The organism is Okeania sp. KiyG1 (assembly GCF_014132355.1).
GTDB lineage: Bacteria > Cyanobacteriota > Cyanobacteriia > Cyanobacteriales > Microcoleaceae > Okeania.
Genome location: NZ_BLZO01000087.1, coordinates 1 through 26,405, shown reverse-complemented (window position 1 = coordinate 26,405; position 26,405 = coordinate 1). Strand labels below are relative to the sequence as shown.

Annotated in this window: 31 protein-coding genes and 5 pseudogenes; 12 read left to right on the top strand and 24 right to left on the bottom strand. The window is 36.9% G+C overall.

Features of this window, described 5'->3' with window-relative positions:
* Positions 1-206 precede the first annotated feature (206 nt).
* Positions 207-1,403 (top strand): glycosyltransferase family 4 protein, encoded by a 1,197-nt coding sequence (locus SAGCYANO_RS19545; protein WP_202221592.1) that lies wholly within the window; start codon positions 207-209, stop codon positions 1,401-1,403.
* A gap of 106 nt (positions 1,404-1,509) precedes the next feature.
* On the opposite strand, the gene SAGCYANO_RS45000 is transcribed toward SAGCYANO_RS19545, so the two are convergent.
* From SAGCYANO_RS45000 to SAGCYANO_RS19530, 5 genes are all read right to left on the bottom strand, one after another.
* Positions 1,510-1,719, bottom strand: a complete 210-nt coding sequence (locus SAGCYANO_RS45000; protein WP_237396373.1) for a hypothetical protein — start codon at positions 1,717-1,719, stop codon at positions 1,510-1,512.
* Positions 1,695-2,066 (bottom strand): IS200/IS605 family accessory protein TnpB-related protein, encoded by a 372-nt coding sequence (locus SAGCYANO_RS44995; protein ID WP_237396372.1) that lies wholly within the window; start codon positions 2,064-2,066, stop codon positions 1,695-1,697. Before SAGCYANO_RS44995 ends, SAGCYANO_RS45000 begins: the two co-directional genes overlap by 25 nt.
* Positions 2,029-2,733 carry a hypothetical protein gene (locus SAGCYANO_RS44990; protein WP_237396371.1) on the bottom strand — a complete coding sequence of 235 codons (705 nt, stop codon included), beginning with the start codon at positions 2,731-2,733 and terminating at the stop codon, positions 2,029-2,031. Before SAGCYANO_RS44990 ends, SAGCYANO_RS44995 begins: the two co-directional genes overlap by 38 nt.
* A gap of 300 nt (positions 2,734-3,033) precedes the next feature.
* The gene (locus SAGCYANO_RS19535; protein WP_202221591.1) at positions 3,034-3,390 is read right to left on the bottom strand and encodes a type II toxin-antitoxin system PemK/MazF family toxin; all 357 of its coding nucleotides are present in this window, start codon (positions 3,388-3,390) and stop codon (positions 3,034-3,036) included.
* Complete coding sequence (locus tag SAGCYANO_RS19530; RefSeq protein ID WP_202221590.1) at positions 3,384-3,638, bottom strand: hypothetical protein; 255 nt, start codon at positions 3,636-3,638, stop codon at positions 3,384-3,386. Before SAGCYANO_RS19530 ends, SAGCYANO_RS19535 begins: the two co-directional genes overlap by 7 nt.
* Positions 3,639-4,756: 1,118 nt before the next feature.
* Here SAGCYANO_RS19530 and SAGCYANO_RS19525 point away from each other — a divergent pair.
* From SAGCYANO_RS19525 to SAGCYANO_RS47805, 3 genes are all read left to right on the top strand, one after another.
* Positions 4,757-5,491 carry a cytochrome c biogenesis protein CcdA gene (locus tag SAGCYANO_RS19525; protein WP_202221589.1) on the top strand — a complete coding sequence of 245 codons (735 nt, stop codon included), beginning with the start codon at positions 4,757-4,759 and terminating at the stop codon, positions 5,489-5,491.
* Between the two features lie 619 nt (positions 5,492-6,110).
* A complete protein-coding gene (locus SAGCYANO_RS19520; protein ID WP_202221588.1) occupies positions 6,111-7,514 on the top strand; it encodes a cytochrome c biogenesis protein in 1,404 nt (467 codons plus the stop codon).
* A gap of 1 nt (position 7,515) precedes the next feature.
* A complete protein-coding gene (locus tag SAGCYANO_RS47805; protein WP_255502614.1) occupies positions 7,516-7,650 on the top strand; it encodes a hypothetical protein in 135 nt (44 codons plus the stop codon).
* Positions 7,651-7,915: 265 nt separating this feature from the next.
* Here the strand turns inward: SAGCYANO_RS47805 and SAGCYANO_RS19515 are convergent, their stop codons facing one another.
* The 5 genes and pseudogenes from SAGCYANO_RS19515 to SAGCYANO_RS19495 all read right to left on the bottom strand — a co-directional run.
* Positions 7,916-8,182: a hypothetical protein gene (locus tag SAGCYANO_RS19515; RefSeq protein WP_202221587.1), complete on the bottom strand. Its 267-nt coding sequence runs from the start codon at positions 8,180-8,182 to the stop codon at positions 7,916-7,918.
* Between the two features lie 184 nt (positions 8,183-8,366).
* Positions 8,367-8,546, bottom strand: a complete 180-nt coding sequence (locus tag SAGCYANO_RS19510) for a hypothetical protein (protein ID WP_202221586.1) — start codon at positions 8,544-8,546, stop codon at positions 8,367-8,369.
* Positions 8,547-8,585: 39 nt separating this feature from the next.
* Entirely contained in the window at positions 8,586-8,744 is a 159-nt protein-coding gene (locus SAGCYANO_RS19505) for a hypothetical protein (protein ID WP_202221585.1), read from the bottom strand.
* A gap of 1,030 nt (positions 8,745-9,774) precedes the next feature.
* Entirely contained in the window at positions 9,775-10,197 is a 423-nt protein-coding gene (locus SAGCYANO_RS19500) for a methyltransferase domain-containing protein (RefSeq protein ID WP_202221584.1), read from the bottom strand.
* A 300-nt stretch (positions 10,198-10,497) separates the two neighbouring features.
* A pseudogene (locus tag SAGCYANO_RS19495) lies at positions 10,498-11,025 on the bottom strand (SDR family oxidoreductase); the annotation flags it as partial.
* A gap of 230 nt (positions 11,026-11,255) precedes the next feature.
* On the opposite strand from SAGCYANO_RS19495, the gene SAGCYANO_RS47800 reads away from it, so the two are divergent.
* Positions 11,256-11,960, top strand: coding sequence for an RNA-guided endonuclease TnpB family protein (locus SAGCYANO_RS47800; protein ID WP_255502613.1), 705 nt, complete (start codon positions 11,256-11,258; stop codon positions 11,958-11,960).
* Positions 11,961-12,007: 47 nt separating this feature from the next.
* Complete coding sequence (locus tag SAGCYANO_RS47795) at positions 12,008-12,382, top strand: RNA-guided endonuclease TnpB family protein (protein WP_307785936.1); 375 nt, start codon at positions 12,008-12,010, stop codon at positions 12,380-12,382.
* 725 nt (positions 12,383-13,107) lie between these two features.
* Here the strand turns inward: SAGCYANO_RS47795 and SAGCYANO_RS19485 are convergent.
* A pseudogene (locus SAGCYANO_RS19485) lies at positions 13,108-14,427 on the bottom strand (IS701 family transposase).
* A gap of 577 nt (positions 14,428-15,004) precedes the next feature.
* On the opposite strand from SAGCYANO_RS19485, the gene SAGCYANO_RS19480 reads away from it, so the two are divergent.
* Positions 15,005-15,169 carry a transposase gene (locus tag SAGCYANO_RS19480; protein WP_202221583.1) on the top strand — a complete coding sequence of 55 codons (165 nt, stop codon included), beginning with the start codon at positions 15,005-15,007 and terminating at the stop codon, positions 15,167-15,169.
* 300 nt (positions 15,170-15,469) lie between these two features.
* Here the strand turns inward: SAGCYANO_RS19480 and SAGCYANO_RS19475 are convergent, their stop codons facing one another.
* From SAGCYANO_RS19475 to SAGCYANO_RS19465, 3 genes are all read right to left on the bottom strand, one after another.
* On the bottom strand, positions 15,470-15,961 hold the full coding sequence (locus SAGCYANO_RS19475) for a hypothetical protein (RefSeq protein WP_202221582.1): 492 nt from the start codon (positions 15,959-15,961) through the stop codon (positions 15,470-15,472).
* Positions 15,945-16,208 (bottom strand): hypothetical protein, encoded by a 264-nt coding sequence (locus tag SAGCYANO_RS19470; RefSeq protein ID WP_202221581.1) that lies wholly within the window; start codon positions 16,206-16,208, stop codon positions 15,945-15,947. Before SAGCYANO_RS19470 ends, SAGCYANO_RS19475 begins: the two co-directional genes overlap by 17 nt.
* An 80-nt stretch (positions 16,209-16,288) precedes the next feature.
* Positions 16,289-16,456 (bottom strand): hypothetical protein, encoded by a 168-nt coding sequence (locus tag SAGCYANO_RS19465; RefSeq protein WP_202221580.1) that lies wholly within the window; start codon positions 16,454-16,456, stop codon positions 16,289-16,291.
* Positions 16,457-16,459: 3 nt separating this feature from the next.
* On the opposite strand from SAGCYANO_RS19465, the gene SAGCYANO_RS19460 reads away from it, so the two are divergent.
* Positions 16,460-16,681, top strand: a complete 222-nt coding sequence (locus SAGCYANO_RS19460; protein WP_202221579.1) for a hypothetical protein — start codon at positions 16,460-16,462, stop codon at positions 16,679-16,681.
* A 7-nt stretch (positions 16,682-16,688) separates the two neighbouring features.
* Here the strand turns inward: SAGCYANO_RS19460 and SAGCYANO_RS19455 are convergent, their stop codons facing one another.
* From SAGCYANO_RS19455 to SAGCYANO_RS19445, 4 genes and pseudogenes are all read right to left on the bottom strand, one after another.
* A complete protein-coding gene (locus SAGCYANO_RS19455; RefSeq protein WP_202221578.1) occupies positions 16,689-16,955 on the bottom strand; it encodes a hypothetical protein in 267 nt (88 codons plus the stop codon).
* Between the two features lie 246 nt (positions 16,956-17,201).
* Positions 17,202-17,322 (bottom strand): annotated as a pseudogene (locus tag SAGCYANO_RS44985) (RNA-guided endonuclease TnpB family protein); the annotation flags it as partial.
* Positions 17,318-18,193, bottom strand: coding sequence for an RRXRR domain-containing protein (locus SAGCYANO_RS19450; RefSeq protein ID WP_202221577.1), 876 nt, complete (start codon positions 18,191-18,193; stop codon positions 17,318-17,320). The pseudogene SAGCYANO_RS44985 and the gene SAGCYANO_RS19450, both read right to left, overlap by 5 nt.
* A gap of 254 nt (positions 18,194-18,447) precedes the next feature.
* The gene (locus SAGCYANO_RS19445; RefSeq protein ID WP_202221576.1) at positions 18,448-18,852 is read right to left on the bottom strand and encodes a nuclear transport factor 2 family protein; all 405 of its coding nucleotides are present in this window, start codon (positions 18,850-18,852) and stop codon (positions 18,448-18,450) included.
* Positions 18,853-19,297: 445 nt separating this feature from the next.
* On the opposite strand from SAGCYANO_RS19445, the gene SAGCYANO_RS19440 reads away from it, so the two are divergent.
* Positions 19,298-19,726, top strand: a complete 429-nt coding sequence (locus tag SAGCYANO_RS19440) for a transposase (protein ID WP_307785935.1) — start codon at positions 19,298-19,300, stop codon at positions 19,724-19,726.
* Positions 19,727-19,740: 14 nt separating this feature from the next.
* Here SAGCYANO_RS19440 and SAGCYANO_RS49360 read toward each other — a convergent pair.
* Positions 19,741-20,369: pseudogene (locus tag SAGCYANO_RS49360) on the bottom strand (RNA-guided endonuclease InsQ/TnpB family protein).
* A gap of 49 nt (positions 20,370-20,418) precedes the next feature.
* On the opposite strand from SAGCYANO_RS49360, the gene SAGCYANO_RS49355 reads away from it, so the two are divergent.
* Positions 20,419-20,544, top strand: a complete 126-nt coding sequence (locus SAGCYANO_RS49355; RefSeq protein WP_307785933.1) for a hypothetical protein — start codon at positions 20,419-20,421, stop codon at positions 20,542-20,544.
* On the opposite strand, the gene SAGCYANO_RS49350 is transcribed toward SAGCYANO_RS49355, so the two are convergent.
* Complete coding sequence (locus SAGCYANO_RS49350) at positions 20,537-20,908, bottom strand: hypothetical protein (RefSeq protein WP_307785932.1); 372 nt, start codon at positions 20,906-20,908, stop codon at positions 20,537-20,539. The genes SAGCYANO_RS49355 and SAGCYANO_RS49350 overlap by 8 nt on opposite strands.
* The gene (locus tag SAGCYANO_RS49345; RefSeq protein ID WP_307785931.1) at positions 20,883-20,981 is read right to left on the bottom strand and encodes a helix-turn-helix domain-containing protein; all 99 of its coding nucleotides are present in this window, start codon (positions 20,979-20,981) and stop codon (positions 20,883-20,885) included. Before SAGCYANO_RS49345 ends, SAGCYANO_RS49350 begins: the two co-directional genes overlap by 26 nt.
* 24 nt (positions 20,982-21,005) lie before the next feature.
* On the opposite strand from SAGCYANO_RS49345, the gene SAGCYANO_RS50495 reads away from it, so the two are divergent.
* Both SAGCYANO_RS50495 and SAGCYANO_RS19425 read left to right on the top strand, forming a co-directional pair.
* Positions 21,006-21,302, top strand: a complete 297-nt coding sequence (locus tag SAGCYANO_RS50495) for a hypothetical protein (RefSeq protein WP_202221575.1) — start codon at positions 21,006-21,008, stop codon at positions 21,300-21,302.
* A 402-nt stretch (positions 21,303-21,704) separates the two neighbouring features.
* Positions 21,705-22,367: pseudogene (locus SAGCYANO_RS19425) on the top strand (RNA-guided endonuclease InsQ/TnpB family protein); the annotation flags it as partial.
* Positions 22,368-22,794: 427 nt separating this feature from the next.
* On the opposite strand, the gene SAGCYANO_RS19420 reads toward SAGCYANO_RS19425, so the two are convergent.
* From SAGCYANO_RS19420 to SAGCYANO_RS19410, 3 genes are all read right to left on the bottom strand, one after another.
* On the bottom strand, positions 22,795-22,989 hold the full coding sequence (locus tag SAGCYANO_RS19420) for a DUF2949 domain-containing protein (RefSeq protein ID WP_202221574.1): 195 nt from the start codon (positions 22,987-22,989) through the stop codon (positions 22,795-22,797).
* A gap of 1,368 nt (positions 22,990-24,357) precedes the next feature.
* A complete protein-coding gene (locus SAGCYANO_RS19415) occupies positions 24,358-24,876 on the bottom strand; it encodes a hypothetical protein (protein ID WP_202221573.1) in 519 nt (172 codons plus the stop codon).
* Positions 24,877-24,958: 82 nt separating this feature from the next.
* Positions 24,959-26,179 carry an RNA-guided endonuclease TnpB family protein gene (locus SAGCYANO_RS19410; RefSeq protein ID WP_202221572.1) on the bottom strand — a complete coding sequence of 407 codons (1,221 nt, stop codon included), beginning with the start codon at positions 26,177-26,179 and terminating at the stop codon, positions 24,959-24,961.
* Positions 26,180-26,405: the final 226 nt, after the last annotated feature.

Genomic DNA, 26,405 nt, shown 5'->3' with positions numbered 1-26,405 from the left:
GATGAAAAAATATTCAATCCAGTATTTTCAAACATCCGGCTTTAGTGGTCGGTACTGATAACTGAAATGACCCTCCTTTTTTTTAAGGATAAGTAGTATATTATGTCTACTTCAGTAGGGCAAACAACAAAAGCTGACGGCTCATAGCTAATTGCTATATTGACTTACAATTATTAAAAAATTAGATATTCAAAGATATAGTTTTGATGAAAAATATTTTATTTGTTCTGTACGAAGATTTTCATTCTAATAGTGCCCTTCATGTGCATCATTTTGCTAATAATTTAGTTAAATTGGGCTTTGATTGTGTGGTGGCTGTTCCTAGAAATAAACAGACTGTTTCTCAAGTGGGAGAAGATTTAACACATTTATATAATGTGACAGAATATGGTGAATTTTATCGGCTGAATAAATTATTTGAAAATCAGCAAGGTCCGGATGTGGTTCATGTTTGGACTCCTAGAGAAGTTACGCGAAATTATTGTCATAAACTCCGGAAAGCTTATGATTTTAAATTAGTAATTCACTTGGAAGATAATGAAGAATATGTCCTGGAAAAATATTTAAACAAACCTTTTAAAGAAATAGCTAATGCTAATGGGTCTCTCGCAATTCCAGATAATGTTTCTCATCCCCAGAAATATCGCGAGTTTCTAGCAAGTGCAGATGGAGTAACAGTAATTATTGAAAAGTTAAAAGAATTTGTGCCGAATAATGTACCGAGTTTAGTTTTATGGCCTGGTGTAGAAACCGAGTATTTTTATCCCAGAAATCCCAATCCAGAAATAGTAAAAAGGTTTAATATTCCTGAAAATACTTTAGTTTTCTCCTACACCGGAAATGTTCATGCTGCTAATACTCATGAAGTGAGAAGTTTGTATTTAGCTGTAGCAATGTTGAACCGAGAAGGTAAACCTGCAGTGTTAGTTAGAACAGGTAGAGATTTCTGTAATTTTTTGGGGGATGATGATAATTGGGCGCGGAAATATGCCATTGAATTAGGATATGTAGACCGGAGTTTAATGCCAGAAATTTTGGCTTTGGCAAATGTGTTAATTCAACCAGGTAGACCAGATAAATTTAATGATTATCGTTTCCCCTGTAAATTACCAGAATTTTTGGCAATGGGTAAACCTGTAATTTTGCCTGCGACTAATATTGGTTTGGTGATGGAAAATGAGAAAGATGCTTTGGTTTTGCCTGTGGTTGATGGAGTTAATATTGTTGAATCGGTGGGTAAGTTGTTTGAGGATAACTCTCTATTTGAAAAGTTAGGTCAAGGTGCAATTAATTTTGCTAAAACTCATCTAAATTGGCAGAAAAATACAGAATTATTGAAATCTTTTTATCAAGAGATTGGGTCAAAAAATATAGTAGATACATTGACTACTCCCCAGACTTAAGTCACGGAGATTCTAAGTTGATACTACGCAACAGGATAAATCCATGTTGCTTTGTTTTTTCTTAGCTGACCAAAGATACACTCTCTGGGGACAAGTCAAAGTGCCCCTACACAGTCGGCTTAAGTCTAAACTTAGCTTTGCGGCTTACTTTTGTGATTATATTTGCAGCTCCATTACAGTCTGCATTAATTAACCAATTATTACCACTTCTATACAAACCACGCTTTATTCTTTTTCCTGATGGTTTCCAATCATTGGGTTTCTCACCATAATTAGGTAGATAGTCACCATCTAAAAACGAAGGGGCGAATGCCATTCGCCCCTACAAGTATAACTTTCTTCGGTTTCTATAAATATAATTCCATATTCATCGCACAACTGAGCTATTCTTTCTTTGAGTCTAGCTGTGGGAATTGGTACAAATTCTGAATTACTTTTTTTTCCTAATTCTATTTGATTTTTCTGACCTTTATTCCAACCAAAAACAATTGTACCGATCTGATTTTTTAAACAATGATTAATTACTATTCTGGCTGCTTTATTAATACCGTCACGAATTTGGCGGTTACGCTTCTCTGTAATTGCAGCTAGTTTATTTGACCAAAATCCAGTCGGTTTATTTTCTTTAATAGTTGATACTTGTTTGTTGTACCAACGATTCATTGATTTGAGATTTTTCCCATCTACAACCCGCGCTAGTACCTACATTCGATACACAGGTCAACCAATTATGTAAACCATGGTCTATTCCTAATACATTTTCTTGATTTAATTGAGGTTTAACTACTACTTCTTTTTCATAGACAAATTCATAGTAAAAACATCTATTTCTTGGTAATAGCCTTAGTTCTTTGAGAGATGAAAATTCTAGATTACTAGGCATGGGAATTAAAAAGCAATCTAGACCAAACCAGCGTTTACAGGTATTCCCTAGCGGCACTCTAATTTGATTATCTTTAAGTTTTAATGCTTGCTTGGGGTAACTTACTGTAGCCATTCCCCCTTTTTTTCTATAGTTAGGAATCCTTGGTCTGTCTGAGATTTTACCTTCATTATAGGCAATAATAAGACTATAATAAGAGCGAAATGATTCCGCTACAGTTCTCAGTATTTGTTGTGCTGCTTGTGAATATAAAACTTTGTAATGATAGTTCTTTTTGTAGAGCTTTTCCAAGTCATACTTGCCGAGAGTTTTGTGAGACTTAAAAAATAATTGCCTACCATAATATATTCCCATGTTAGTTAGCTTGTGAGACTGTTCACATAAGAATTTTAAGATAGCAATTAATTCGGGATTTTTACCTACTAAAACTTGCTGACAAGAGTACATTTGAAACGAGGGTGGGAATATTTATTGTGAGTAATAATAGCACAGGACTACTTTAGTTGTCTAGTCTAAACGACTTGGTTGTTTTCATCTCCCGGTTAAAACACGGAGACCTTCAACGTGGCTTTTCGGTCAAATAAAATACATCGGATTAAAATCCGACGAGTAGCCTTTCATCCATCGCTTAAAAGACAATGGCTTTCATGCTCCCATGTTATTTAGGTAAAAATTAAAATTTTTGATACAAAAAAATTGCCTATACAAAACTTAAGGTGAGGAGCAAAAGAGGTAAAAATCTGATCGTTATTCCATTTCTGTTGGTTTAAGTAGTAACTCTACTCCCTCTAATATTTTTTCTACTCTCTCCGGCGAAAGAGTACCTATTTTATCTGTCAATTTTGTTTTTTCTACTGTGAAAATCTGGGATATATTCACAACTGTTTGATCTGGTAAATTTGCCTCACCTACTGCCAAAACAATATTACCAGGAACAGCAGCAAGCTTGAGATTAGAACTTAAACTACAAACAACTACAGTCTTAATCAAACTAAAATTAAAAACATTGTTCTGAATTACAACATGAGGATGTCTGTAAGTACCTTTAGAACCCGATGGTTCATCTAATTCAATCCAGAATATATCACCTTGATTAATTAGCACTCGTCCTCTATTATACTCCTATGATGTCCACTAATACTACTTATTGATGTCAATGCTTCTGTCTCAGAAACATCCTCATAAGCAGCATTTATTTTTTCTAGCAATAGTCGATTTTGATGCCGACGAATAAACTCTTCAAGAGCGATCGCTATTAAACGACTTCTAGATATTTTCATTTCTGCTGCTAGCGTTTCAGCTTGTTCAAACAGATACTCTTGTAATGAAATTGCAGTTTTGACAGTGGCCATATAATTATAATTTAACTTTTATGTTAGTATAATCACAGGTTATATTGCTGTCAATACTTATTCTCAAAGGTCTTACCTCTGGAATTTATTGAGACATTTACCTCCTCCTTTATACTGAGAGACAAAATCATTCTACATTCTAGATTTAATTTGGAGTCAATTTGTTTCAAATAATTCCAGAGAAAATCTTAAATTCAGGAAAAATCTAAAATCTAAATTTGAAGAGAACAGGGGCAGAAGGAAAAATTCCTTGGGTCAGAAACAGTCAATTAAAATCCACCCATAACATAGGGTTTGCTGAAAAAGTCCTATGAACGAGGGTAGGAGTCAGGAGTCAGGAGAAATAGGAATGAGCGAGGAGGTAGGAGTAAGAATTTTCCCTTGATTTTTCTGCCATAGTCAGGCCAAAATACTAGCTTTTTGAGCGTTTTCAACTAAAAATCTGGCACTTTTTTCGACCCTCAAAGTGTTCAAACCTTTATATATCAATACTTTTATAATTAATCAGCAAACCCTAACTAGACATATCTCACCTTTGGTCTAGTTTTTTTCTGGCCATACGCTCAATTACATCGCTTAATACCAATTCCTAAAAGTAACGCTATACTTGGGTAATACTTCAGTTATTAATTAATCAAAACAGCTATAATCACCTTTTTGTTAAAAATAGCCCAGTTAATGTTAATTATTCTTACTTTTTACCGAATTATTAATTATTAATTATTAATTATTAAATAATTCGCGCCTTGAAGCCTCCCCTTTGAAGGGGAAAAAGCGGTCGAGGGATGGCAAGGTCTCCTCGCTGTCCTCCAATCGACCAAGAGAAAAGAAATAATATCTCCTTATATTCAATTCCGTAGCGGTTAAAACCCGAGGTAATTATCAATTATCCATTATCAATTATCAATTAATGAATTCTCCCCTACTCCCCTGCTCAACAAAATGTAGAAAAGTTTTTGAGAAATGGTATAAGCTATTTGCACCTAGTTCCATTTGTTTTTTCTCCAACCACTGTATAGCTGTCTCAGTCAAAGTCATAGTAAATCTACCCTATAGCTTCTGCTACTGAAGCAAATATTTTAGTTTTACTTAGATAAATAGAGTAATCAATCATAACTATGGAAACCTTTCTGACTTTACTTTACGAAACTACTCAATATGCAAATACTATAGTGAAGACTCAGCTCACACATCTAACCTGGGTCAGTTTGATAATTATATTTGTAGCTGGTTTACTCACCAGTTTGACACCCTGTATGCTTTCGATGTTACCAATAACTATTGGTTATATTGGCGGATATGAAGCTAAGAGTCGTCTCCAAGCTGCTGTTCAATCTACTTGGTTTTCTTTAGGATTAGCCACAACTCTTGCGGGTTTAGGAATTTTAGCATCATTACTGGGAAAAGTATATGGTCAAGTAGGTATAGGATTGCCAATTCTTGTTAGTATCGTTGCTATTTTAATGGGTCTTAATTTACTAGAAGCATTGCCATTACCTATGCCTTCTTTTGACAGTATGGGATGGATATCTCAAGATTTACCTAAAGGAATACGTTCATATTTATTAGGTTTAACATTTGGTTTAGTTGCATCTCCCTGTAGCACTCCCGTATTAGCAACATTATTAGCTTGGGTTTCTACGACTGGAGACTTGGTTTTAGGAGGGGTTTTATTGCTATTTTATGCTTTTGGTTATGTAACGCCTTTGATATTAGCAGGTGCTTTTATAGCTAATATTAAAAATTTTTTAGAACTGCGAAAATGGTCTAGTTGGATTACACCTGCTAGTGGTATTTTATTAGTTGGTTTTGGTGTATTTTCTTTGTTATTTAGAATAGTACCAGTTACTTGAAAAAAAGGTAGTTTGATAGATGGTAGTAATCTATGGTTGAAGCGGCAAACAAAAAGTAGTCAAAATAGGTTAAAAATATTCTAAAAATTTATACAGAAATGGTTTTAGTTTGAATAAACTACTTTTTAGATATATCTGGGTTTTCCTAGGTCATGCTACGCAAACAGCTATTTTTAGCTTTTTCAGGTATTTACCTTGCTAATACTGGATTTAAAGCCATTATCTTTAAACATCCATAATCAAAATTTTAGGGAACACCGGAGCTGGGAACAGGGAATAGGGAGAAATAGATCGGGGAAAACATTTTTATTATAGCTAATTAATGAGACTTGATATAACTTCTGACTTCTGAGTTGTGACTTCTGAACTCTGACTTACCGAATAATTAAGGTTTAAAGCCTCTCCTTTAAAGTAGAAACAAGCGGTCGAGGGATGGCGAGGAGACCTCGCCATATCCAATCGACCAAGAGAGAAAATATTTTCCTTTTATTCAATCCTCTTCCTTTTAGGGAGAAGTAATTATCAATTATCCATTATCAATTATCAATTATTGAAGCCTAGCGCTATACTACTTGTACACCGCGATTAAAAAATATTAAAGCTGATAGGAATTAAATTAATGGATGCTAAAGATTCAGAATTAGGTTGGACGTTCAATCCTCTCAAAATATTTAGAAGAGAAATATTGCCATTATTGGCTGATTTACGGTTAGCGATCGCTCTACTATTAGTAATTGCTATAAGTAGCATTTCTGGCACAGTGATAGAACAAGGTGAATCAATAAATTTTTATCAGGAAAATTATCCTGAAAAACCAGCATTATTTGGATTTTTGACTTGGAAAGTAATTTTGTTATTAGAGTTAGACCATGTCTATCGTACTTGGTGGTTTTTATCAATATTAATTTTGTTTGGAGCAAGTTTAACAGCTTGTACTTTTACGCGACAAATGCCAGCTCTAAAGTCTGCTAATCGCTGGAAATTCTATAATAAGAAACAACAATTTGAGAATTTAGCATTAAGCACAGAAATAGAAAAAGCTTCCCTAGATTCTCTAGAAAAAATATTACAGCAACGTGGTTATCAGGTATTTCAAGAAGGAGATAAACTTTATGGGCGAAAAGGAATTATTGGTAAAATTGGCCCTATAATAGTTCACGCTAGTATGTTGATTATTTTAGCAGGGTCAATAGTTGGTTCAATGACCGGATTTATCGGTCAAGAAATAGTGCCTAGTGGAGAAACTTTTCAAATTAAAAATATTGTGGATGCTGGTATTTTTGCCGAATCACAAATTCCTCAAGATTGGTTAGTCCGGGTAAATCGTTTTTGGATTGACTATACTCCAGAAGGGGCAATTGACCAGTTTTATTCAGACCTATCAATTTTAGATAAAAATGGCTCAGAAGTAGATCGGAAAACTATATTTGTCAATCAACCTATGAGATATCATGGGGTGACAATGTATCAGGCAGATTGGGCGATCGCTGCAGTTCAAGTCAGAATTAATAGAAGCCCTGTTTTTGAGTTGCCAATGGCTAAATTAGATACAACGGTCGGGGGCAGAATTTGGGGAACTTGGATTCCGACTAAACCAGATTTGAGTGAGGGTGTATCTTTACTAGCAAGAGATTTACAAGGAACTGTATTAATTTATGATGCCACTGGTAAATTAGTTGGTAGTGTGCGTGAAGGAATGTCTACAGAAGTTAATGGGGTAAGGCTATTTGTTGACAAGATTATAGGTAGTACGGGTTTACAAATAAAGGCTGACCCTGGAATTCCTATTGTTTATTTAGGTTTTGGTTTATTGATGTTGAGTGTGTTGATGAGTTATGTTTCTCACTCGCAAATTTGGGCTTGGCAAGAAAGCCAGCGGGTTTATATTGGGGGTAAAACTAATCGTGCTAGTGTGGCCTTTGAACGGGAAATATTGGATATTTTAGATAGATTAGATAGTGAATCACAAAGCGATCGTAATTTATCTCCTGTTTCTAGCATTAAGACGGAACACCAGATATGATTTGACACTCTCATTTATAGATCCCATTTGGGATTTATTTAAAAGTAGAGGGGGAGATGGGGAGATGGTGAGATGGGGAGATGAGGGATGGGAAGATGGGGTGTATAGAAGTATTTTTAATAGACTTTTCCAATAATCAAAAATCAAATCAATTATTGCAGTCTTATTCATCAATTCTTTCCCCCTACCTCCTCTTTTGGAGGAGATGCCAATAGTTAAATTATAAAAATTTTCAAGTCTTCGCTAATAAAGAGACAGCACTAATAACTCCAATAATAATCATCAAGTTATTGAAGTATTTTGATAATTTATTGGTAAGATTTTTGTCTAGCAAGGTACGATGAACAATCTGCCAATCTGAAGATAAGACTAAACTAGATAAACCACGCCAAATATCAGCATCAATTTAAAGTTTGCTCTTTTTTTATTCCTGTTACAACTATAATTAAATCCTGTTGAGTTGGCAAGGGATATTCTTTCAATTCCAGAGCTAATTCCTGTTGACGTTGGGGTGAAGTTTCGGCAATTTTTTTAGTTGTATTTGGCAACTTATCTTGGAGTAATTTTTTAGCTTGTTCAGTATTAGCTAATTGCTGTATATACTGAAAATTAACTTGAAACCAAAGTTCACCTCCGATACTTACAGCTTGACTAATTTCTACTCTCAAATGTTGTCTTTATTCTGTATTTAAAGCCGCAGCAGCCAACATTCTTCAATAATTTAGAATTTAGAATGCGCGAATTTAGAATTACCTCTCCTTTAAAACGGATAGGATTGACTAATCATGAAATTTTTTCTTCTCTTAGTCGATTGGATATGGCGAGGAGACCTCGCCATCCCTCGACCGCTTTTTATCCCCTTAAAAGGGGAGGCTTTATACCACAATTTTTCGGTAAAATTATTTCATTATCTGGAGAATATGAGGCTACCCAAGCTATAGAAATCCGAATTTGACGGTCGGCAAAATCAACTCGTTCTGTAGGTTCGATACCTGTTAATAAACACAGTAAACTATGATTTTTTCGGCTCAAAACTACTGAAACAGATTCACTATCAATTAATTGAGTAGCTTATTTAATAATAGTAGGTAAATCTTGTTTATCTATTCTAGTTTGACTCTCTTCAGTAACTTTTAACCAACGGTAATCATCATCCTGAGAAAAACCTCTACTTTCAATATATATTTCTATAGAAATCTCCTGTTTGAAATTTGAAAATTTTAGGCACAAAAATTTTCAATAAGACAAAATAAATTAATGTTTGCTAGAAATACGCATTTTTCTACTTTTCAGTAGTTAATATAAATAGCTTCTTATTATTTTTTAGCTTGAAACAATTTCATTATCTCCTATAGATATATGACTTAACGGTATTTTAGTTAACCCAATTATTTGTAATACAAAATTGATAAATATTTACTATAAATAACTTTCTATGTGTTAGGTAGTAGATGGTAGGTGTTAGGTAAATTATTAATTGTTAGTTATTAATTATTAATTAGGGCTTGCTGATTAATTCTCAAAGTATTGACTGATATTGGCTCAAGCATTTTTTGATTGAAAAAAGTTCTAGCTTTTTGCACTAAAAAGCTCAAAAAGCTAGTATTTTGGGCTAACTATGGCAGAAAAATCAAGGGAAAATTCTTCCTCCTACCTCCTCTATAATTCCCATTTATCCTGAGGACTGACTCCTGAGGACTGACTCCTACCCTCACTCATAAGACTTTTTCAGCAAACCCTAATTATTTACTAGCCAGTTTATTTGTTTGGTATAAAATTATTTTTAAAATAGCTATAATAGGGCTTGTTTCTTCTAGTTAACAATAATAAACTTGCGTCAAAATAAATTAAGTATAGAGAAATTAGAAAAACGAAGTATGTCACTAAAAGTCAAATTCTTCAAGAGCTACTCCCTGTTCCTGAGAATAATAATTTTATGCAGTGCATAAAATTGGAAACTGCTGTCAGTATTAAACAGAAATAATATTAGGGGGTTAATTCCGCAACCTGATAATTATCGGGAATGGCAAATCTATTATAGAAAATTGATTTTAAAAGTTCTACATCCATTGATTTTATGTTTTAAATTACGGGAATATCTGTTTGCTTTTTGGCTAAAATTGCCACATATTCTAGAGGTTGACCATTAAAAAAACTACGATGGAGATAGGATTTTGTGCAATGTATTTTCAAGTAATTTTTTTCCACTGCCTGACGGTAAAAATTAATAAACTCCGGACAATTATCCTCACATTCATAGCTATTTTTCGCAATTATTGAATAACACCCAACCTTGATTTTTAATGAAATTAACCCCTGTTGCAAAAGCTTTTACAGGAATATGACCTTCACTCAAAGCAGAACAACAAACAAAACCATTAAATTTTTCCTCCCTGAAAAAATTGTGAGTTGATGTCGATAATTGAGTAAGGTCTTCCACAAAGTAATTTTCATACACTCCTAGAGAATCTCTTAGAGTAGCTTCAGCAGCTTCCGGAACAATATCAATACCAATAATAGATGTTACTCCTAATTTAGTAATAGCTTTACCAAATAACCCGCTCCCCGATCCTAACTCTAATAGTTTCAAATCTTTGACAGATTCATCGCTATTTTGTAAATTTTCAGTTAGTAGAGTAGCCATAACTTCAGGCGATCGATAGTGGAGTTTCTCTAAAGCCAAATAGTTATAGAGTCCAGGGATCCGATAAACTTCTGCATAATCATGGAGTTTTAACCGACGCTATCGCCCATTTTCTGTAATGAAAAATATTCTTCATTAATTGGTAAATTCTCAATATTATCGGGCAAGTGAATTTGAAAGTTAGTTGACATTTTGTTTAGTAATAATAACTCTATTTATCAAAATAATAAGTGATGGGTATCACTCCTAGTAGAAAATCATCTCACCAATTACCAACGCCTGTAGGGTTGCTCAAAATCTGTTACAAAAACAACTTCTAACTTCTAACTTCTGACTTCGTTAACCTGTCGGAATAGTTAAAGCTTTACCATTATCGCTCGCTCCTATTTGCAACAGAAAAGGAACGGCAATTTTCACCCAATCTGGAGGTTGAATATACTTAGCAGCTTTTTCGTCCCCATAAATTGTTTCTAGAGTATCAGTATGGATGGTTCCCGGCCACAAAGAAACTGCTGCCATACCAGGAGGTAACTCTTGAGCTAAAGCTTTGGTCAATCCTTCGATCGCCCATTTGCTCGCACAGTAAGGTGCAGCGTTGGCAGTGGTGTAACGTCCCCACCCTGCACTAAAATTAACAATTATTCCTTGACTTTTAGCGACCATTTGTGGTATAAAATTCAGAAGAATATTAGCCACTCCTTTGATATTAATATCAATTACGCGGTCGAAGATTTGTCCTTCTATTTCCCAAAGAGGGGCAAGTTCATGGACAATACCAGCATTATTAATAATTAAGTCTGGAGCATTGTATTTTGAAGTTATTATTTGACTCCAGTTTTTGACTTGCATTTCATCAGCAATATCGACAGCCGTAAAATGATGGGGTGATTAACTGTTGAATGAAAATTGTAAAAGCGTAGTTGCTATTATAAGAAAAGTGTTGTAATATTAAACAGGTACAGGACTTAAGATGAATTATAGCAGGTGAATGCGACTTGTTGACAGACATATTATTAACCGAACACATCAGTATTGGGGGGCTTGTAACTGTTGGCTAAAATCTGGTATGATCTATAAAAATCTGAGATTATCTGTTTATGCTACTTGGATTCAAAACTGAGTTACATCCTAATAATCGTCAAAAAACGTTACTGGCTAAACACGTTGGTGTAGCCCGTCATGCTTATAATTGGGGACTATGGTTGACTAGGAACATTCTTAACCACAATTTCAATAATCCAGACAGTAAACTTAAGTTTCCTACCGCAATTGACCTGCATAAACTGTTAGTGGCAATGGTAAAACCGAAAAACTGCTGGTACTATGAAGTTTCTAAAACAGCGCCTCAATATGCTTTGAGATATTTGTCAGAAGCTTGGAAGCGTTGCTTTAATAAAGTCTCAGGACAACCTAAATTCAAGAAAAAAGGTAGAGATGATAGTTTTACTTTGGATGGCTCAATTACAGTCGGTTTTAATCGTATAAAGTTACCTCGGATTGGTTGGGTTAAAACCTTTGAAATCTTGCCAGATAATGTAACTCCTAAATCTGTAACTATTAGCAGGGCATCTGATAGATGGTTTATTAGTTTCAGAGTAGAAACCATACCCCAAATTACTGAGAAATCAGTAGATGTAGTTGGTGTAGATTTAGGAGTAAAAACTTTAGCAACATTGTCAACAGGGGAAGTGTTTGATGGTGCTAAACCGAAAAAAAAGTTAGAAGCTAAACTATCTCGACTGCAATACCTAAACAGGCATAAAACTAAGTTCTCGCGCCAACTGGAAAAAAGCTCAACTTAAGATAGCTAAACTACATAGCATGCAGAGCTAATATTAGAAAAGATACATTGCACAAACTAACTACTTATTTGGCTAAAAACCACAGCCAAATAGTAATAGAAGACCTCAATGTATCAGGAATGATGGCAAATCATAAGTTGGCGGCAGCAGTTGGGTCTATGGGTTTTTACGAGTTCAGAAGACAGTTAGAGTACAAATGTGAGTTATACGGTTCTGAGCTAATCATTATTGATAGATGGTTTCCTAGCTCTAAGACTTGCAGTAGGTGTGGATCTGTTAAAGAGTCTCTGTTGTTATCAGAGCGCGTTTTCAATTGTGAACACTGCAATTTTAGCTGTGATTGCTCCGCAACGCTAGCGCGAACGAGACTTGATAAGAGCGTTAAATTTAGCTATGGCGGGCAGTTTGCTCCGCAACGCTAGCGCGAACGTCTGTGACAGCCTGTGGACTGGATAACGCCGACGTTGCCAGGTTGAAGCAGGAATAGAACAGATTGTTTAGAGAAAATCATAGATTTATATAGATAATCGTAGGTTTCTAAGAACGGTGTGCGATAATTTAGCCTTTAAGTCGAAAAACTTGTACAACTTGGCTAGTTATTATTGTCGTCAGCATTTTTTCAAGTGTGGAAAAAGTCTAGATTTAACCAAGCTATACCACGCCACCAAAAATAGCGATGTCGGAGAGAGCATTACCAACGAAAGTATCAAAACAAATAATAAAATGCCTAGTTGCAACTTGGCGTGGTTATTTTCAAGCTATAAAGAATGGTCGCGCACATCCAGGGAAGTTTTTAGGTAAACCAAAAATACCAAAGTATAAAAATAAAACTCAAGGTAGGAATGTAGTCATATATTCATGCATAATCAGTCTATAAAGCCCCTCTGAAAGATGGTATTTGCCACTTATCCATGAGTGATATCAAAATACCTGTAGTTGTGGATACTGTAATCGAAGTTAGGATAGTGGGACTTACACAACTTAACTGGTAAAATTAGACTATAATGCTTGGTCTACAACAATTTTACGTCTCCCGCGATCGCTACGGGACTTATACAACATTTTAGAGCTGATTTATCAAGTAAATCTTCAATTGCTAAAAGCGAGATTATATAAGACTTTTGGCGAAATTTACACGTATCCGCTTTTAAGCCCAAATATAGCCCAAGCTCTTTTTATGCAAGGCAAAGACGTCAATGTTGTTAGTTAACCAGTTAAAAAACGGTGCATACATCGCTGTACGAAAAGCTTTATCAGCATCAGTAAATGTCTTCAAAGGTTTATTTCCCCATTGCCAATGCATGTCCCCCAGTTAACTTATGACAAATGATAAAAGTGTAAGCACGATCGGACCAGGATAAAATGACGTTCTAAACTCCATTTATCTCTGACTTGATACTCTTTTAATCCTAACCATTCTTTAGCTTCTCTGTAAAAAACTTCTATCCAATTTCTGTTTGAGTAGCTATTTACTATCCACTCAGATGTTACTTTTGATGGCTCGACATTGGTAATAAAATAATCAATTTCTGTCGCCTCTTCTATAGAACTAGCATTCATAACGATAGCAAATGTTCTTTCTTCTTTCAGGCGTGAAGTTGATGCTCTAAATATCGTCACCCAAAGTTTTTTTGGTTTTTCTACACTTAATATAACTGTCTCAAATTCCTCTGTTGGGATGCTTTTTGCCCATTCATCTATTCTGATTTCTATTTCTGATTGAGATTTTTGTTTAACTATTACTTTTCGATTTTTGGCGATTTTTCCTAAGTATTTTAATTCCCTAACTCCCGAGTTTTTTCAGAAATGTTGTATTGTTGCCATAACCACCATCCATTAAAACTATTCCTGGACGATGGCCTCGGCTAAGACTGCGGTCTATTAGCTCTATTCCTATATCTGGCTTTTTCTGAAATAGTTTGTCATCTTTTCCTTCTGGTAAAGAGCTGGAATGTTGATATAATTCAATATCTAAAGGGAAACTTTTTTTACCATCGTATCGGATGAGTTGTTACAGTTACTATTCCATTGTCTGTTTTACCAATTTCTCCTATGTATTGTCGTCCTACTCCAGATGTAAAATTACCGCTTCTTGCTCCGTCTTTACGCTGAGGAAACCTCAGCGCAGGCGGTGCGCTTTTTCGGTGTCCCGAATCATCTAAAATCAAACTAAATCCTTTCTTGAATTTAGTTTGAGAACGTTTATTAATTATTTCTAGACGACGTTCGTTTATTTTATTAGGCTCGATTATGAGAATCTGCAATGAAATGATGTAGGCGATTATATACTACTCCAATAGAGTTATTGGCGAGCGTGAGATATGTTTTTCCTTTCGCTTTCCCCTAGTAATCCACTCAAATAGTGGCGGAATCCTGTTTGTTGTGGTGGGTTTTTCCAACAATTATCAAATTGTTTACACCACCTTTCAAAACAAGGGGGCATTGCAGTAGGGGTCGTTTCTTTCATAGAAAAGCGATCGCGGGAGACGTAAAATTATTGTAGACCAAGCATTATAGTCTAATTTGGCCAGTTAAGTTGTGTAAGTCCCAATAGTACCTGCTACTAGCTGCTATATAATTGAAGTAGTGTATGAAAAAACGAATCAGTCACAAATACATTCAACATCTGTAGCCGGAATAGACTTAGGGATTGACCGTAAGGTAGCTCTATCTACAAAGCCAGCCTGGTGTCAAACCACTGTTGATTAACGGGAAGCCACTAAAAAGCGTCAATCAACTATATAACAAGCGTAAAGCTAAGTACCAAAGTAACCTCAAAGGCAACAGAAAAACCAGTCGGATATATTGAAGTATTAAGTTATCATAGAAATCGTTTTGTCGAGAATTATCTACATAACACCAGTTTCTTAGTGGCCCTTGTATTTAACCACAAATAATATTGGTACTGTAGTCATAGGAAAAAATGATAACTGGAAACAAAGTACAAATATCGGCAAAAAAAACAATCAAAATTTTACCCAAATACCACATGATAAGAAAGCCCAAGCAAATTACTTATAAATGTCAGCTAGCACCGAATCAAGGTGATTGAAACAGAGGAAAGCTATACAAGCAAAACATCTGCCCTTGACCTGGAGGAACCAATTAAACATGAAACTTATGGGGGTAAACGAGTCAAACGTGGTTTATTCAAGAGTGGAACTGGTATAGTCATTAATGCCGACGTTAATGGCAGTCTTCAAATATAAGATAAGAAATTCCCAGAGGCATTTACTGCCGTTTGCGCAGCATTCCGAAGGATGGGAATAGTGAGCTGCGCCGAGAGCGCCAGTATTGTTAATCCAATATCAAGATAAAAGCTGTTACAATTTTCTACAGTTTTTTTCGTACGGTTGTGATTTTCTACACAATAGAGTTGTCGCTAAATAAAGGGAAAAAATCGCTCCAACCTAGACAGAGCAATAATTCCAAGGCTTTTTAGTTGCCAATAGCTACAATCCTTATAGAACAAGGTTTTTGGGGATTTTTGAAGTTATAAAGCGACAAGTCTAATAAAGAAACTGAGCGAGGCGATGTCCTCCCCAGTAACTCAGATCGTTATTAGGAGGCAAGGGACAACCATCACCGGGAGGTATAGATTCTTTAGTTTTGGCTTTAGTTTCTAGAGCAAAGATTTTCCCGTAATCAACGTTATAAATTGGAGCAACAGATGAAAGAAAAGATTCTAATTTTTCAGGTGGGATGTTTTCTAGGATAACAAATCCCAGACTAAATAATTGCTCCATCCAAGAATCACTATTAATAGTCTGACCGTTGTATGTTTGGGGCGATCGTAATTCTAGTTTTGCTTTATCCCAGAAAATGTAGCTGTCAGACTCTAATTCTGGTTGAGGATCATAACTATTTTTGAGCAACCACTCTACAGAAAATATACTGCGATGAGCAGGAGTTTCATCCCAGTCAATAGTTAGAGTTTCCTCGTTTAATTCTACTGATAAAGGTAGGGGATGTTCTGGGCGATCGCTAATATAAAGTTCCACCTATATCATGAACTAATGCTGCTACAATCATTTCTTCATTTTCTTTATTGCGATCTGCTCTAGTAGCTGTTTGTAAAGAATGCTCGTAACGAGAAATTTGATAACCTTCATAAGCTGTTTTCAATTCTATGAGGCCATCTAAAATCCGTTTTGGCAAGTTTGAGGTATATTCTTCAAAGCTTTCGCATAATAAATCGTAATCTTGTCGATCGCCATTTTCCATGGCCGTAAACTTAACTTGTTTCATCTTCAAAAAAAATAGGGAATAGGGAATAGGGGAGAAATAATTGATGATTTTTATACAGTCATTGATTTTATTTTTTATTGTTAGAGATGTTTAATAGAAGTAAGTAATTCTTTTTCTAGATTTGTCGCAAAAGGTAATTTTTGATTCAAGAAAAAATCTTCTATATTTCCCGGTTCGCGAATAAGTTCCATTTTTCCATCACTATAAGCTACTTCTGCTGGATAATTGTGTAGGGCAAAATTGGTCAAACTATGATTAAATCCATAAGCTCCACAATTTATAGATTACCAGGCGATCGCCAATTTCTATCTGGGATTTTTTCTAAACTAGGTTTAAGTAGGCTTCAACTTTACAGCAAACAAATTAATATAGTCAATATAACAATTCCCAAAAAGCGTGAAATTAAACGAATGCTTGCTTCATTCATTCTTAGAATTGCTGTGAAAAATTTTACTGTTTATAAATACCAATAGTCAGAAATTACAAGAAATATCTGCCCTGAAGTACAGCAAAACCTCCGGTCTTTTTAGAACCCTTAGAAAACTGAGTCAGAGCATTTTTAATATGAACATTTAAGCCAATCCAAGTAACAACAGCTTGTAAAAATTTAGGGGTACGCCCTTCATGCTGCATTTTCAACAAAAACCGTAATAAGTAACGTAAAGGTTGGTCATTATCCACAGGATTATATTCAGCATCGCGACTAATTTTTCTGAATCCAAAAGTCGGCCAAACTTGCGATCGCACTTCATCTAAAAATACTGGCCATTCATTTTTTATTTCTTCTCCTCGTAATGCTTGATCGACAAATTCTTCTACTGCTGCAAATACGGCTAATTATTGAAATAGCAGTCAGCGGTCAGGGGTCAGCTATCAGCTTCTCAAGGTGTATAATGGGGGTTTGAATCCCCCATCAACTCACACCACTAATTTTTCAAATAAGTGTGGGGGACTTAAACCCGCCGATTTTAGCTGATAGCTGATAGCTTGTTAATCTGCACATTTGGCTAAATAGACTTGATGATCTTTCCACTTGAATGCCGACTTCGTAAACTCAGGACTACCACCCCATACGCTTTTTCTTGAAGTTAGGATATTTAGTCCGTCCACTAAAGCAGAATGAACAATTGAATGGGGTTTCTGACCCCATGTCGGACAAATTCACTGGCCGCCAAAGCTATACCATCAACTGCATGAGATTCGGGCACTTGGGCTTTTTTATCTTTGATTTTCTCCAATCCTAAATGTTTACGAAAGCGAAGCTCCTCTGCAAGAGGCATTTGACTGGTTCCATTGTTATTTTTCTGCCTGCCATAAACGGTCTTCACTGAGGCAATAGATTTGAGTTTTTCTACACAGCAACTTTGCCCAATCATAACTGGAGAAAACCCTTTACCCGAACGCGCTTTTTTCCTGCCGCTAGTTAAATCTACATCGGCTTTAACCAGTTCGTAAACAATCGTGGTAATGGGGAAAACTTTGGACAACTCTATTATTATCCTAATTTCCATTTCCCTAGATGCTCGAATAGATGGAGCCAATTTACCCTTTTTACGGCGATTATCGAATCGTTTTTGTCTATGCGCACCCTGGTTAAAAGGTACTTTTCTATTAATCCTCCTGCCACGTCGTATTCGGCGTTGCAATGCTCTACCTCTGACATTTTTGATAACTTTTCCTTGCTTAATCACAGTAGAGCCAAGTCGTTCTTTGACTCGCTCAAACGGCAAAACTAAATGAGCGGTATAAAGAGTGAATTTGGCCGACTGGACTGCAATCCCTGTATAGTTTTTGCCAGGGTCGCAACCAATTGTTATTTTTTGAGTTTCACTACCCGACGGTTCAGCTACTAGCCGGACATAATACAAGCCCGCATCATTCCAATGCTCAGTTGCTTTTCCTTGTTTAACCCAACGACGCGCCCGCGATGCTTTTGTAGGCATTACAGGAGAACCATCAGGATTTTGGACTGGTATTCTAATCATGGAGATAATCCTTGTAGAACAAGTTGTGTGTCCCTAAGACCAACCAAAAACGTTGTGTCTCGCAATTATGCGATGCCTTTACCCAAAAAGGCCAACAGATAATCCGGGCTAGGGAAATACCCGGAAGTGTTATCGCTTTTGACTCAGTGGTCTAGTCAACTATTATTCAGACCTTGGGCCGTCCAAGCTGCGTGACTTTAGCTCGCAGAAGTTGACGTTATTTTCAAGGAGAAGTAATTGTTAATTATTAATTATTAATTATTAATTGTTGAATCACCTTTGATTTGAGCCATCATTGCAGCATCATCCCAATAAGAAGATACTTGTTTAATTTTACCATTTTCATTAATTTCAAAAATACTAATTCCCTCTGCAACTCCCTGATTACCATTTTTTCCCACTCCCTGCATCGTCCATTTAACTGCTGCTCCATTATCTACAATAAATATATTATTTGGTGTCAATTCTAGTTGGGCAAAAATCATTGATAATAGCTCAAAGAATTTCTGATAATCTGACTGCACATTACTGGGTGGTTTACCTACAGGGTCATAGGTAAAACCGTCTTCAGCAAAGTTTTCTGCCCATGCTTCGGCATTCATCGCTGCCATATTTGTAAAATAAGAATTGACTACTGTTTCGATAGTTTCTTTTGTCATTTTCGAGTTTTCTTTTAATCGGTTTTTGTCATCTAAATCATATTTATGATACCAAGTTGAGATAATTCGCTACAATCAAATTTTTTTTCATGGCCAGATAAACAAATTAAGAATATAATCCTAAATCCGATTTATAGAGCATCCTTTTATGTAAAAGGGGAGACTGGATTTAGGGGAAATGAGGTGAAGGTTGAATCTTACATTCTATAAAATATCTTTAATAACCGGATTTTGTCTAATTTATGATATTTAATAATTTAACTTTTGAGGGGTTCGGGGAGCTATAAGTCCCGCGCTGTACCTGTGCATGTCAGCGTCGGGATACATGGACTCCCCGCGTCGATTGAGGGGTATGCCTACGGCAGGCGCTCGCCTTCGATGCCCCGAAAATCCACACACTATCTATCGGTTCTAAAAGGAGATGCAAATCTGTTAGAATGTAGCTATGTTGAACTTGACCTACAGCTACCGAATCTATCCAAGTCTTGACCAAGAGGCACAAATGCTGGACTGGTTGGAGCAATGCCGTCGCGTCTATAACTACGCATTGGCAGAGCGCAAAGACTGGATCAACTCGCGTAAATGTCCAGTCAATGCTTGCAGTATCAGCTCCGAATACATTATCCCTGCCGACAGGCCCTATCCCGACTACTACAAACAACAGAACGCACTGACCAAAGCCAAAAAGGAGATTCCAAAGCTCAAAGCAGTTCACTCTCAAGTCTTGCAAGAGGCTTTGAAACGACTCGATAAGTCCTTCAAGTTTATGCAAGAGAGAGGGTTTGGATTCCCCCGGTTCAAAAAGTTTGGCCAGTATCGCTCGTTTGTATTTCCGCAGTTCAAATCGAATCCATTGACATCCTCCCCGGCCTAAAGGCACGGGGATTCCTACCGAGCCGTAGCTCCTCGGCGAGTTGACGTCTCATTGACTGCTGCTACCTTGGCGCTAGTCTTACGCTTGTCTCCACGTCCGTTTTTTGTCTCGGACTGCCCGCCCGCGACTAATATATTTATTGCTGCATTTTCATCACGGTCGTGCTTTGCACCACAATTCAAACATTCCCACTCCCTAACTGAAAGGTCTAACTTTCCACCTTTAAATCCACAACATGAACAAGTTTGAGATGTTGGCTCCCAACGACTTATTACTCTAAAATCACGACCGTATTTTTCTGCTTTTCCCTCTAAGAGTGTTCTAAATTGTCTCCAGCCTAAATCTGATATTGCTCTGGATAATTTACGGTTTTTAACCATTCCTGAAATATTCAAGTCTTCTAAAACAATTGTTTGGTTTTCACAAATTATTTTAGTAGACAATTTATGGAGAAAATCTCTTCTTGTATCTTTTAGCTTGGCATGAAATTTAGCTATTCTTAGCCTCGCTTTTTCATAACGGTTTGACCCTCTAGTTTTATTCGACAATGACTTACTTAACTTTCTATACTTCTTAATTCGTTTTTGAGCGGTTTAGGAGCATCGACCTTTGTACCATCGCTCAATGTAGCAAAAGTAGAAATGCCTAAATCTATACCTACTGAATTCTCTGTTTGAGGTAAGATTTCAGGTATGCTTTCTACTACAAAACTCAGAAAATATCTATTGGCTGAATCTTTGATTACTGTTACTGATGATGGAGCAGCAGTTAAATCTCTTGACCAAACTATTTTTAGTTTCCCAATTTTAGCTAAATAGACTTTATTTTGACCAACTTGAAAACCACCTTTTCTAAACCTAGCAGTTTGCCTTGACTTTCTAGTTTTGAACTTAGGAGGCTTGATAAGTCTGCCTTTCTGTTGACCTTTGGTTGATTTAAAAAATTTTGTAGGGGCGAACGGCCGTTCGCCCTACGGTTTAAATCATTCAAAGATTGCTGTAGTGGTATATTAGAAACTTCTGATAACCACTCTCTATCTTCAGTATTTTTGGCTTGAGTAATAAACAGTTTTTGTAGCTCGGAGTTAGTTGGTTTCTTTTCTCCTAATCTATACTTTTCTTGGCAGCAAGCTAGACTATCATTCCAAACAACACGTTCACGAAGTGTTGCGACAGCAAACACAACCAAATAGCTTGGCCAATCGGTATTTTTGTCCTGATGTTGGATATATACGGTACTTAAATCTAGATTTCATAACCAACCGAAAGAAATTAACAATATGATAACATATTTTTATAGACAAAAATCAACCAAAAGTCGCCCTAGAAGGGCGAGGCTTGAAACCAATTTTTCGGTCAACGGATTTGAAATCAAGCTGCCGAAAATTGGAGCCGTGTCTATCAACCTGCATCGACCCATCCCAGAATGGTTTGAGGTCAAACAAGTTCGGGTGGTGTTCAAAGCGTCGGGATGGTATGCCCAACTGATTCTGCAAACGGATGTATCCGTTCCTGAAACCATGCCGCACGGTAAACCTAAAAAAATAACGGGAGGAAGTACGCAGCGCCTGTTTTAACGGCTGGTTGAATAACGACACGCGGGTTTTAACCCGTAGTAAAAATCTGCTATACATGCTATACTAGATATAGCAAGTAAGAACAAGGTTTGTCGCCATGACCTTTAGCTAGTGCGGTGAAATTCCGGTGGACAGGAGACGGGGAATTAATTTCCTACGACGGCTGTTTGCGTAGCATGACCTAGGAAAAGCAAGCAGGCAGCTAAAGCAGCGATTTATTGCTCCAACATCTTGAGTAAAACCACTCGTGAAAGCTAAAAAAAGTAAGCTCACAGCTAGATTTTGGTCTATGCCGAGGAGTTTAGAAGTCTGTTGACAGGCTGTAAGCAAATGTGGATTTATCCCATTTGCGGTGGGTAAACCACGGAATCCAGGGTGTTTCAACCCCTGGAGATGTCAACCATTGGTATTGATTTGGGATTGGAGAAGTTCTTGGCTATATCGACAGGTGGACTGGTAGAGCGCCCTCGCTTTTTCGTGGATTTGCAAAGCCAGCAACGATTGCTGCAACGCAAATTGAGAAACAAGAAAAAAGGCTCTGCCAACTACCGGAAGACTCAAGCCAAGGTTCGTAAACTGCATGAACACATTCACAACATTCGGCGTGAGTTCCATTTCCTGACAGCTCACAAACTTTGTGACAATGTTGGGATGATCTTTGCTGAGGACTTGAACCTCAAAATGACCAGTCGCAGGATGTTGGCAAAGCATTGCTTGGATGCTGCTTGGAGTAGTTTCTTGGAAATCCTCAAATAGGTGTGCTGGAAGCGTGGAGTCTACTTCGCTAAGGTTGCTCCCAATGGGACAAGTCAGACCTGTCCTCACTGTGGAGCGCATACCGGAAAGAAAGAACTCAGTGAACGAGTGCATCATTGCGAGGAATGCGGATATGTTACTGACCGAGATGTTGCTGCTGCTCAAGTAGTCATGCAGCGAGGTCTTGTACTTGTAGCCGATGGACAGTCGGTGATACTGCCTGTGGAGGAAGGTTGCGTGCGTACCCCGATGAAGCAGGAAAAACCAACCGCAAGGAAGGGAAGCCCGCGCTCTACCCGCCATTGGTGAGCGTCGGGAGGATGTCACTTATAGCTAGTCTATTTGATTGATTTGTGAAAAGTTTCAAAATAGATAAAAAGTTTGAAACCATTAGTTCTGCTTCCTTTAATCAAAAAGATTTATAGAAGTTGAAGCAAAAGGTGCGGACATCTCAAAAGCTTAAAACTCAGACAACGCCAGATTTTTCTTCTTCCTTCTTCCTTCTTCCTTCTTCCTTCTTCCTTCTTCCTTCTTCCTTCTTCCATAAAAAAAAGGGAGTAATCATGCTGAAAAAGCTAACTGATATACTCCCTTGTTTAATTCAAATTTTTTATTCAATTTGGTTTTTATGATTTTCCTTGGTTTAAAACCCAATTCATACCTCCTTAAATATCGCTTCTCTTGCATTACCAGGGTAATATATCTATGCCCCAGATAATTCAGGAAATTTAGTATATTAAATATGGGCCATCTGTAACCAGTCAAATATTTGATCTAACTGCTTCAATGTAACAAGACCGTACTGCCAAAGTATCATCGGTAATTGATTTGAGTCTTCTTCCTGGTGTCGTAAAGCAATGGCGATCGCTGAATCAGAGATGGACAACTCCCACTTCAAGAATTTGATTAACTGAGCTTGTTTTGTAGACATGATTAAAAGTTTTCTCCAGTAGTATATTAAAAAATTTTTAATTGGCTTTATCTTATCTTCACGATACCTAGTATCAATTATTATTAGGTGAGTCTCAATGACTCACATCTTTTAATAATGTGACGTTTCTCAATTTTTTTCATGATGCAGATCACAATTTTGTTGTCTAGAACACTAAACTCTAGTTTGAAAAGTTAGCTCCCCTTGAGCATTTTTGATGAAACATTGATACGTTTTAACGCATATAAATAGTTATTAATTTAACAGTCGATCAATCATAGATGAAAAATATGCTTTTTTATAAGTAGCATATATAAAGTCAATATTTAATAAGATAAGCATATACTCACTATGCAATATTCTCTGATTGAAAGTTTCAAAATACTGCCTGACTTATGGGATTATATGGGGGTTTTATAAATTTATTACAGGAAGCTATAATTACATCGCCCTCAGTAAAATTGCTGATCTAGGCAATAACAGCTTTAATTACTTATATCTAGAAACTGTAGTAGATATGCATCGATAAGACCTCTGGCAAAAGTCTTAATTAGGGTTTGCGTATGGAAAGTCTTTTTGCTGGGGTAGGAGACAGGAGACAGGAGACAGGAGACAGAATAAATGGGAATGAGCGAGGAGGTAGGAGTAAGAAGTGTCCCAAGATTGTTCTGCCCAACTATGCGCCTAAAATACGCTCCTTTTTGAGCATAAAGAGCTAAAAACCATGCACTTTTTAAAGGCCCCAAAAAGGCTTTAGCCTTTATATGTCAATGCTTTTTAGATTTAATCAGCAAGCCCTAATTAAATCAATTCAAGACTATGAAATTAATAATTTTCTCAAAATAATTGGGTCGCGCAACCCCGCCTTTTAAGGCAAAATATTTTTGAAGAGAAGCTCAAATCCCCGTTACAAAAATAACTTCTGACTGTCAGATGTGTGTCTTACATTCTGAGGTCCCCTGATAATTATACCATTTCTCACGCATTCTTGCTACACCTCCTTGAGAGTAGGGAGTAGGGAGTAGGGAGTAGGGAGTAGGGTTAAAAGACATAAGATATTTGGATTTAATGCAGATAATCCCATGCAAACATTACTGAATAATTATTATTACTTAATAACTGAAGTTCATCGGAAGTATAGCATTATTTTTGGGAATTGGTATTACACACTCGCTTCTGACTTCTGACTTCTGACTTCGTTAATTCACTATTGCCAATTGCCTGAATTTTGCAAGAAGTCTATGAAGAATAGCGAGAAAAACCTTTCTTATCTAAGACTAATTATCAATATATGCCCTAACCAACCACTTCTTTGCAATAGTTAATTGCCCATTTTACCCATTAAAGTCCATTAAGATACGAGAAAACTTATTTACCAGGTTTAGGAGACCGCTTGATTTCTGATTCGGGAGATTTTAGCGCTTGGTCTAAGATAATACGAGCTTCTTGTGCTTTCTCTCTTGCTTCCCTATAACGCAAATTAGCCACAGCAAAAGTTTTCAATACCTTAAAACCATCTTTAAGATTAGCAATTTCTTCAACAGTGACAGCTTCATCTGTGAATAGTACCTCAATTGCAGAACGAATCTTTAGCGCTTCCTCTCTCGATTCTACAACTTTAATCTTCAGCGCTGCCAAATCGCTAAGTATTTGTACCGCTTGGGCCACAGCTTCTTCTTCCTCAGAGGCAATTTCCTTTGATTCTTTTGATTCTTTGACCTCAATAAATTGCTCCGGACTAAATCCATTTTCTAATTCTGTTAGTATTTCACCAGAGTCCATCATTTCCACAAGCTTATCCATAGCTTTCTGACGGGCCCTGGGTGACTCTTTCCCCCTAACAGTTATAATCGTATCTGGATTTTGAGGCAAGGTGTAACTAACCATGATTTGACTAAATAATTGAGGTATAAATATGACCAATATACATTGACATCCTCCCCTGCCTAAAGGCGAGGGGATTCCCACATCACTGTGAGACCTTCCTCTTTCGTCGAGTCAACTTACTTGCCTGAGTTTCCTCAAGCCAGCAGAGGTCGTTCTCTCCAGAGGCGTGACTTTCCCTGTGCCCCAGGGTAGTTGCTAATTCTCTTAATGCTGATTGGAGTATATTGATAGCTGCATTCTCGTCCCTGTCGGCAACATAACCACAGTGTGGACATTGATGAGTCCTAGTGCTGAGGGTCTTCACAACTTTCTCACCGCAACTTGAACAATTTACAGAAGTATATGCAGGTTCTACTGTTACTACAGGCACACCATAGACTCTGCCAAAATACTCCAACCATTCTCTAAACCTGTACCATGCTGCATCTGCTATGGACTTCGCTAACTTATGGTTTTTCATCATGTTACGCACTTTCAGGTTTTCTATCGCTACCAAATCGTTAGATTGTATGACGCGCTGCGCTAATTTAACTGCCCAGTCGTTACGTCTGCGTGAAACCTTTAGATGCGCTCTACCTAACCTATTCCTAGCTTTACTCCTATTTTGACTACCCTTTTGAGTACGAGAAAGGCGACGTTGTAGTTTCTTGATTTTACGTTCACCTTGTCTCAAAAATCTCGGATTATCTACTTTTTCACCAGCTGAGTCAGTGTAGAAATGATTTAAACCTAAGTCTATTCCTAACTGAGTTCCTGTAAGATTTTTCTTCTCCTCTCTAGTATGGTCGATTGAGAATTGAGCATAGTAGCCATCATACCTTCTGACAACTCTGACTCGTTTGATTTGATTGATTTGATAGAAATGAAGGTTTCGACTACCCCAAAGCTTAAAAGTACCTGCTTTGAAGCCATCAGTAAAAGTTAAATAGCGTCTATCTTCTGATAGTTTCCATCCGCTAGTTTTGTATTCTACTGAGTCTCTAATTTGGTATTTTTTAAACTTGGGAAAACCCTTCTTACCAGCAACATTAGCTTTACAGTTTTGATAGAATCTTTCTATTGCTGCCCATGCTCTCTCAGCATGAGCTTGTCTTGCCATGGAGTTAAGTTGCTTGGCCCAGGGAAATTTAGGATTGTGTGCTAGTTTTGTGCAGTATTTGTAGGCATCGTTACGACTTTTAACTTCTCTGTCTATCCATGCTCGGATAATGCTATTGCGCACAAATCGACCAGTCCTAATGGCTGAGTCTAGCTGATCGTACTGGCCTTGTGTGCCTTGCAACTTCATTTCATAGATGAGCATAGAAATGTTTTATCTTTTAATGCTACGATAAAAATATAGCACACAGTTCAGTATATCTGCAACTAATATATACATTAAAAAGTTCCCCTCAAAGGGGGAGGCACCTACCCCAATTTTCCGGTAAAAATAATCATACCATTTTAGCTAGACCGCCCTTGAGCCTCACACCATAATTTTTAAGAGGAGTGTGAATAGAAATGTGGCTCGAATTATTGCGTCGGCAGTA

Bases quoted from the DNA above. Each gene is read 5' to 3' on its own strand.
- SAGCYANO_RS19520 (WP_202221588.1), top strand. From the start codon at position 6,111: ATGGATGCTAAAGATTCAGAATTAGGTTGGACGTTCAATCCTCTCAAA.
- SAGCYANO_RS44995 (WP_237396372.1), bottom strand. From the start codon at position 2,066: ATGAATCGTTGGTACAACAAACAAGTATCAACTATTAAAGAAAATAAA.
- SAGCYANO_RS19440 (WP_307785935.1), top strand. From the start codon at position 19,298: ATGTTGAACTTGACCTACAGCTACCGAATCTATCCAAGTCTTGACCAA.
- SAGCYANO_RS44990 (WP_237396371.1), bottom strand. From the start codon at position 2,733: ATGTACTCTTGTCAGCAAGTTTTAGTAGGTAAAAATCCCGAATTAATT.
- SAGCYANO_RS19445 (WP_202221576.1), bottom strand. From the start codon at position 18,852: ATGACAAAAGAAACTATCGAAACAGTAGTCAATTCTTATTTTACAAAT.
- SAGCYANO_RS19415 (WP_202221573.1), bottom strand. From the start codon at position 24,876: ATGGTTAGTTACACCTTGCCTCAAAATCCAGATACGATTATAACTGTT.
- SAGCYANO_RS19410 (WP_202221572.1), bottom strand. From the start codon at position 26,179: ATGCTCATCTATGAAATGAAGTTGCAAGGCACACAAGGCCAGTACGAT.
- SAGCYANO_RS49345 (WP_307785931.1), bottom strand. From the start codon at position 20,981: ATGAAATCTAGATTTAAGTACCGTATATATCCAACATCAGGACAAAAA.
- SAGCYANO_RS19460 (WP_202221579.1), top strand. From the start codon at position 16,460: ATGATTAAATCCATAAGCTCCACAATTTATAGATTACCAGGCGATCGC.
- SAGCYANO_RS19545 (WP_202221592.1), top strand. From the start codon at position 207: ATGAAAAATATTTTATTTGTTCTGTACGAAGATTTTCATTCTAATAGT.
- SAGCYANO_RS45000 (WP_237396373.1), bottom strand. From the start codon at position 1,719: ATGGCATTCGCCCCTTCGTTTTTAGATGGTGACTATCTACCTAATTAT.
- SAGCYANO_RS47800 (WP_255502613.1), top strand. From the start codon at position 11,256: ATGCTACTTGGATTCAAAACTGAGTTACATCCTAATAATCGTCAAAAA.
- SAGCYANO_RS19450 (WP_202221577.1), bottom strand. From the start codon at position 18,193: ATGATTAGAATACCAGTCCAAAATCCTGATGGTTCTCCTGTAATGCCT.
- SAGCYANO_RS50495 (WP_202221575.1), top strand. From the start codon at position 21,006: ATGATAACATATTTTTATAGACAAAAATCAACCAAAAGTCGCCCTAGA.
- SAGCYANO_RS19530 (WP_202221590.1), bottom strand. From the start codon at position 3,638: ATGGCCACTGTCAAAACTGCAATTTCATTACAAGAGTATCTGTTTGAA.
- SAGCYANO_RS49355 (WP_307785933.1), top strand. From the start codon at position 20,419: ATGCTTTCTACTACAAAACTCAGAAAATATCTATTGGCTGAATCTTTG.
- SAGCYANO_RS19470 (WP_202221581.1), bottom strand. From the start codon at position 16,208: ATGAAACAAGTTAAGTTTACGGCCATGGAAAATGGCGATCGACAAGAT.
- SAGCYANO_RS19420 (WP_202221574.1), bottom strand. From the start codon at position 22,989: ATGTCTACAAAACAAGCTCAGTTAATCAAATTCTTGAAGTGGGAGTTG.
- SAGCYANO_RS19525 (WP_202221589.1), top strand. From the start codon at position 4,757: ATGGAAACCTTTCTGACTTTACTTTACGAAACTACTCAATATGCAAAT.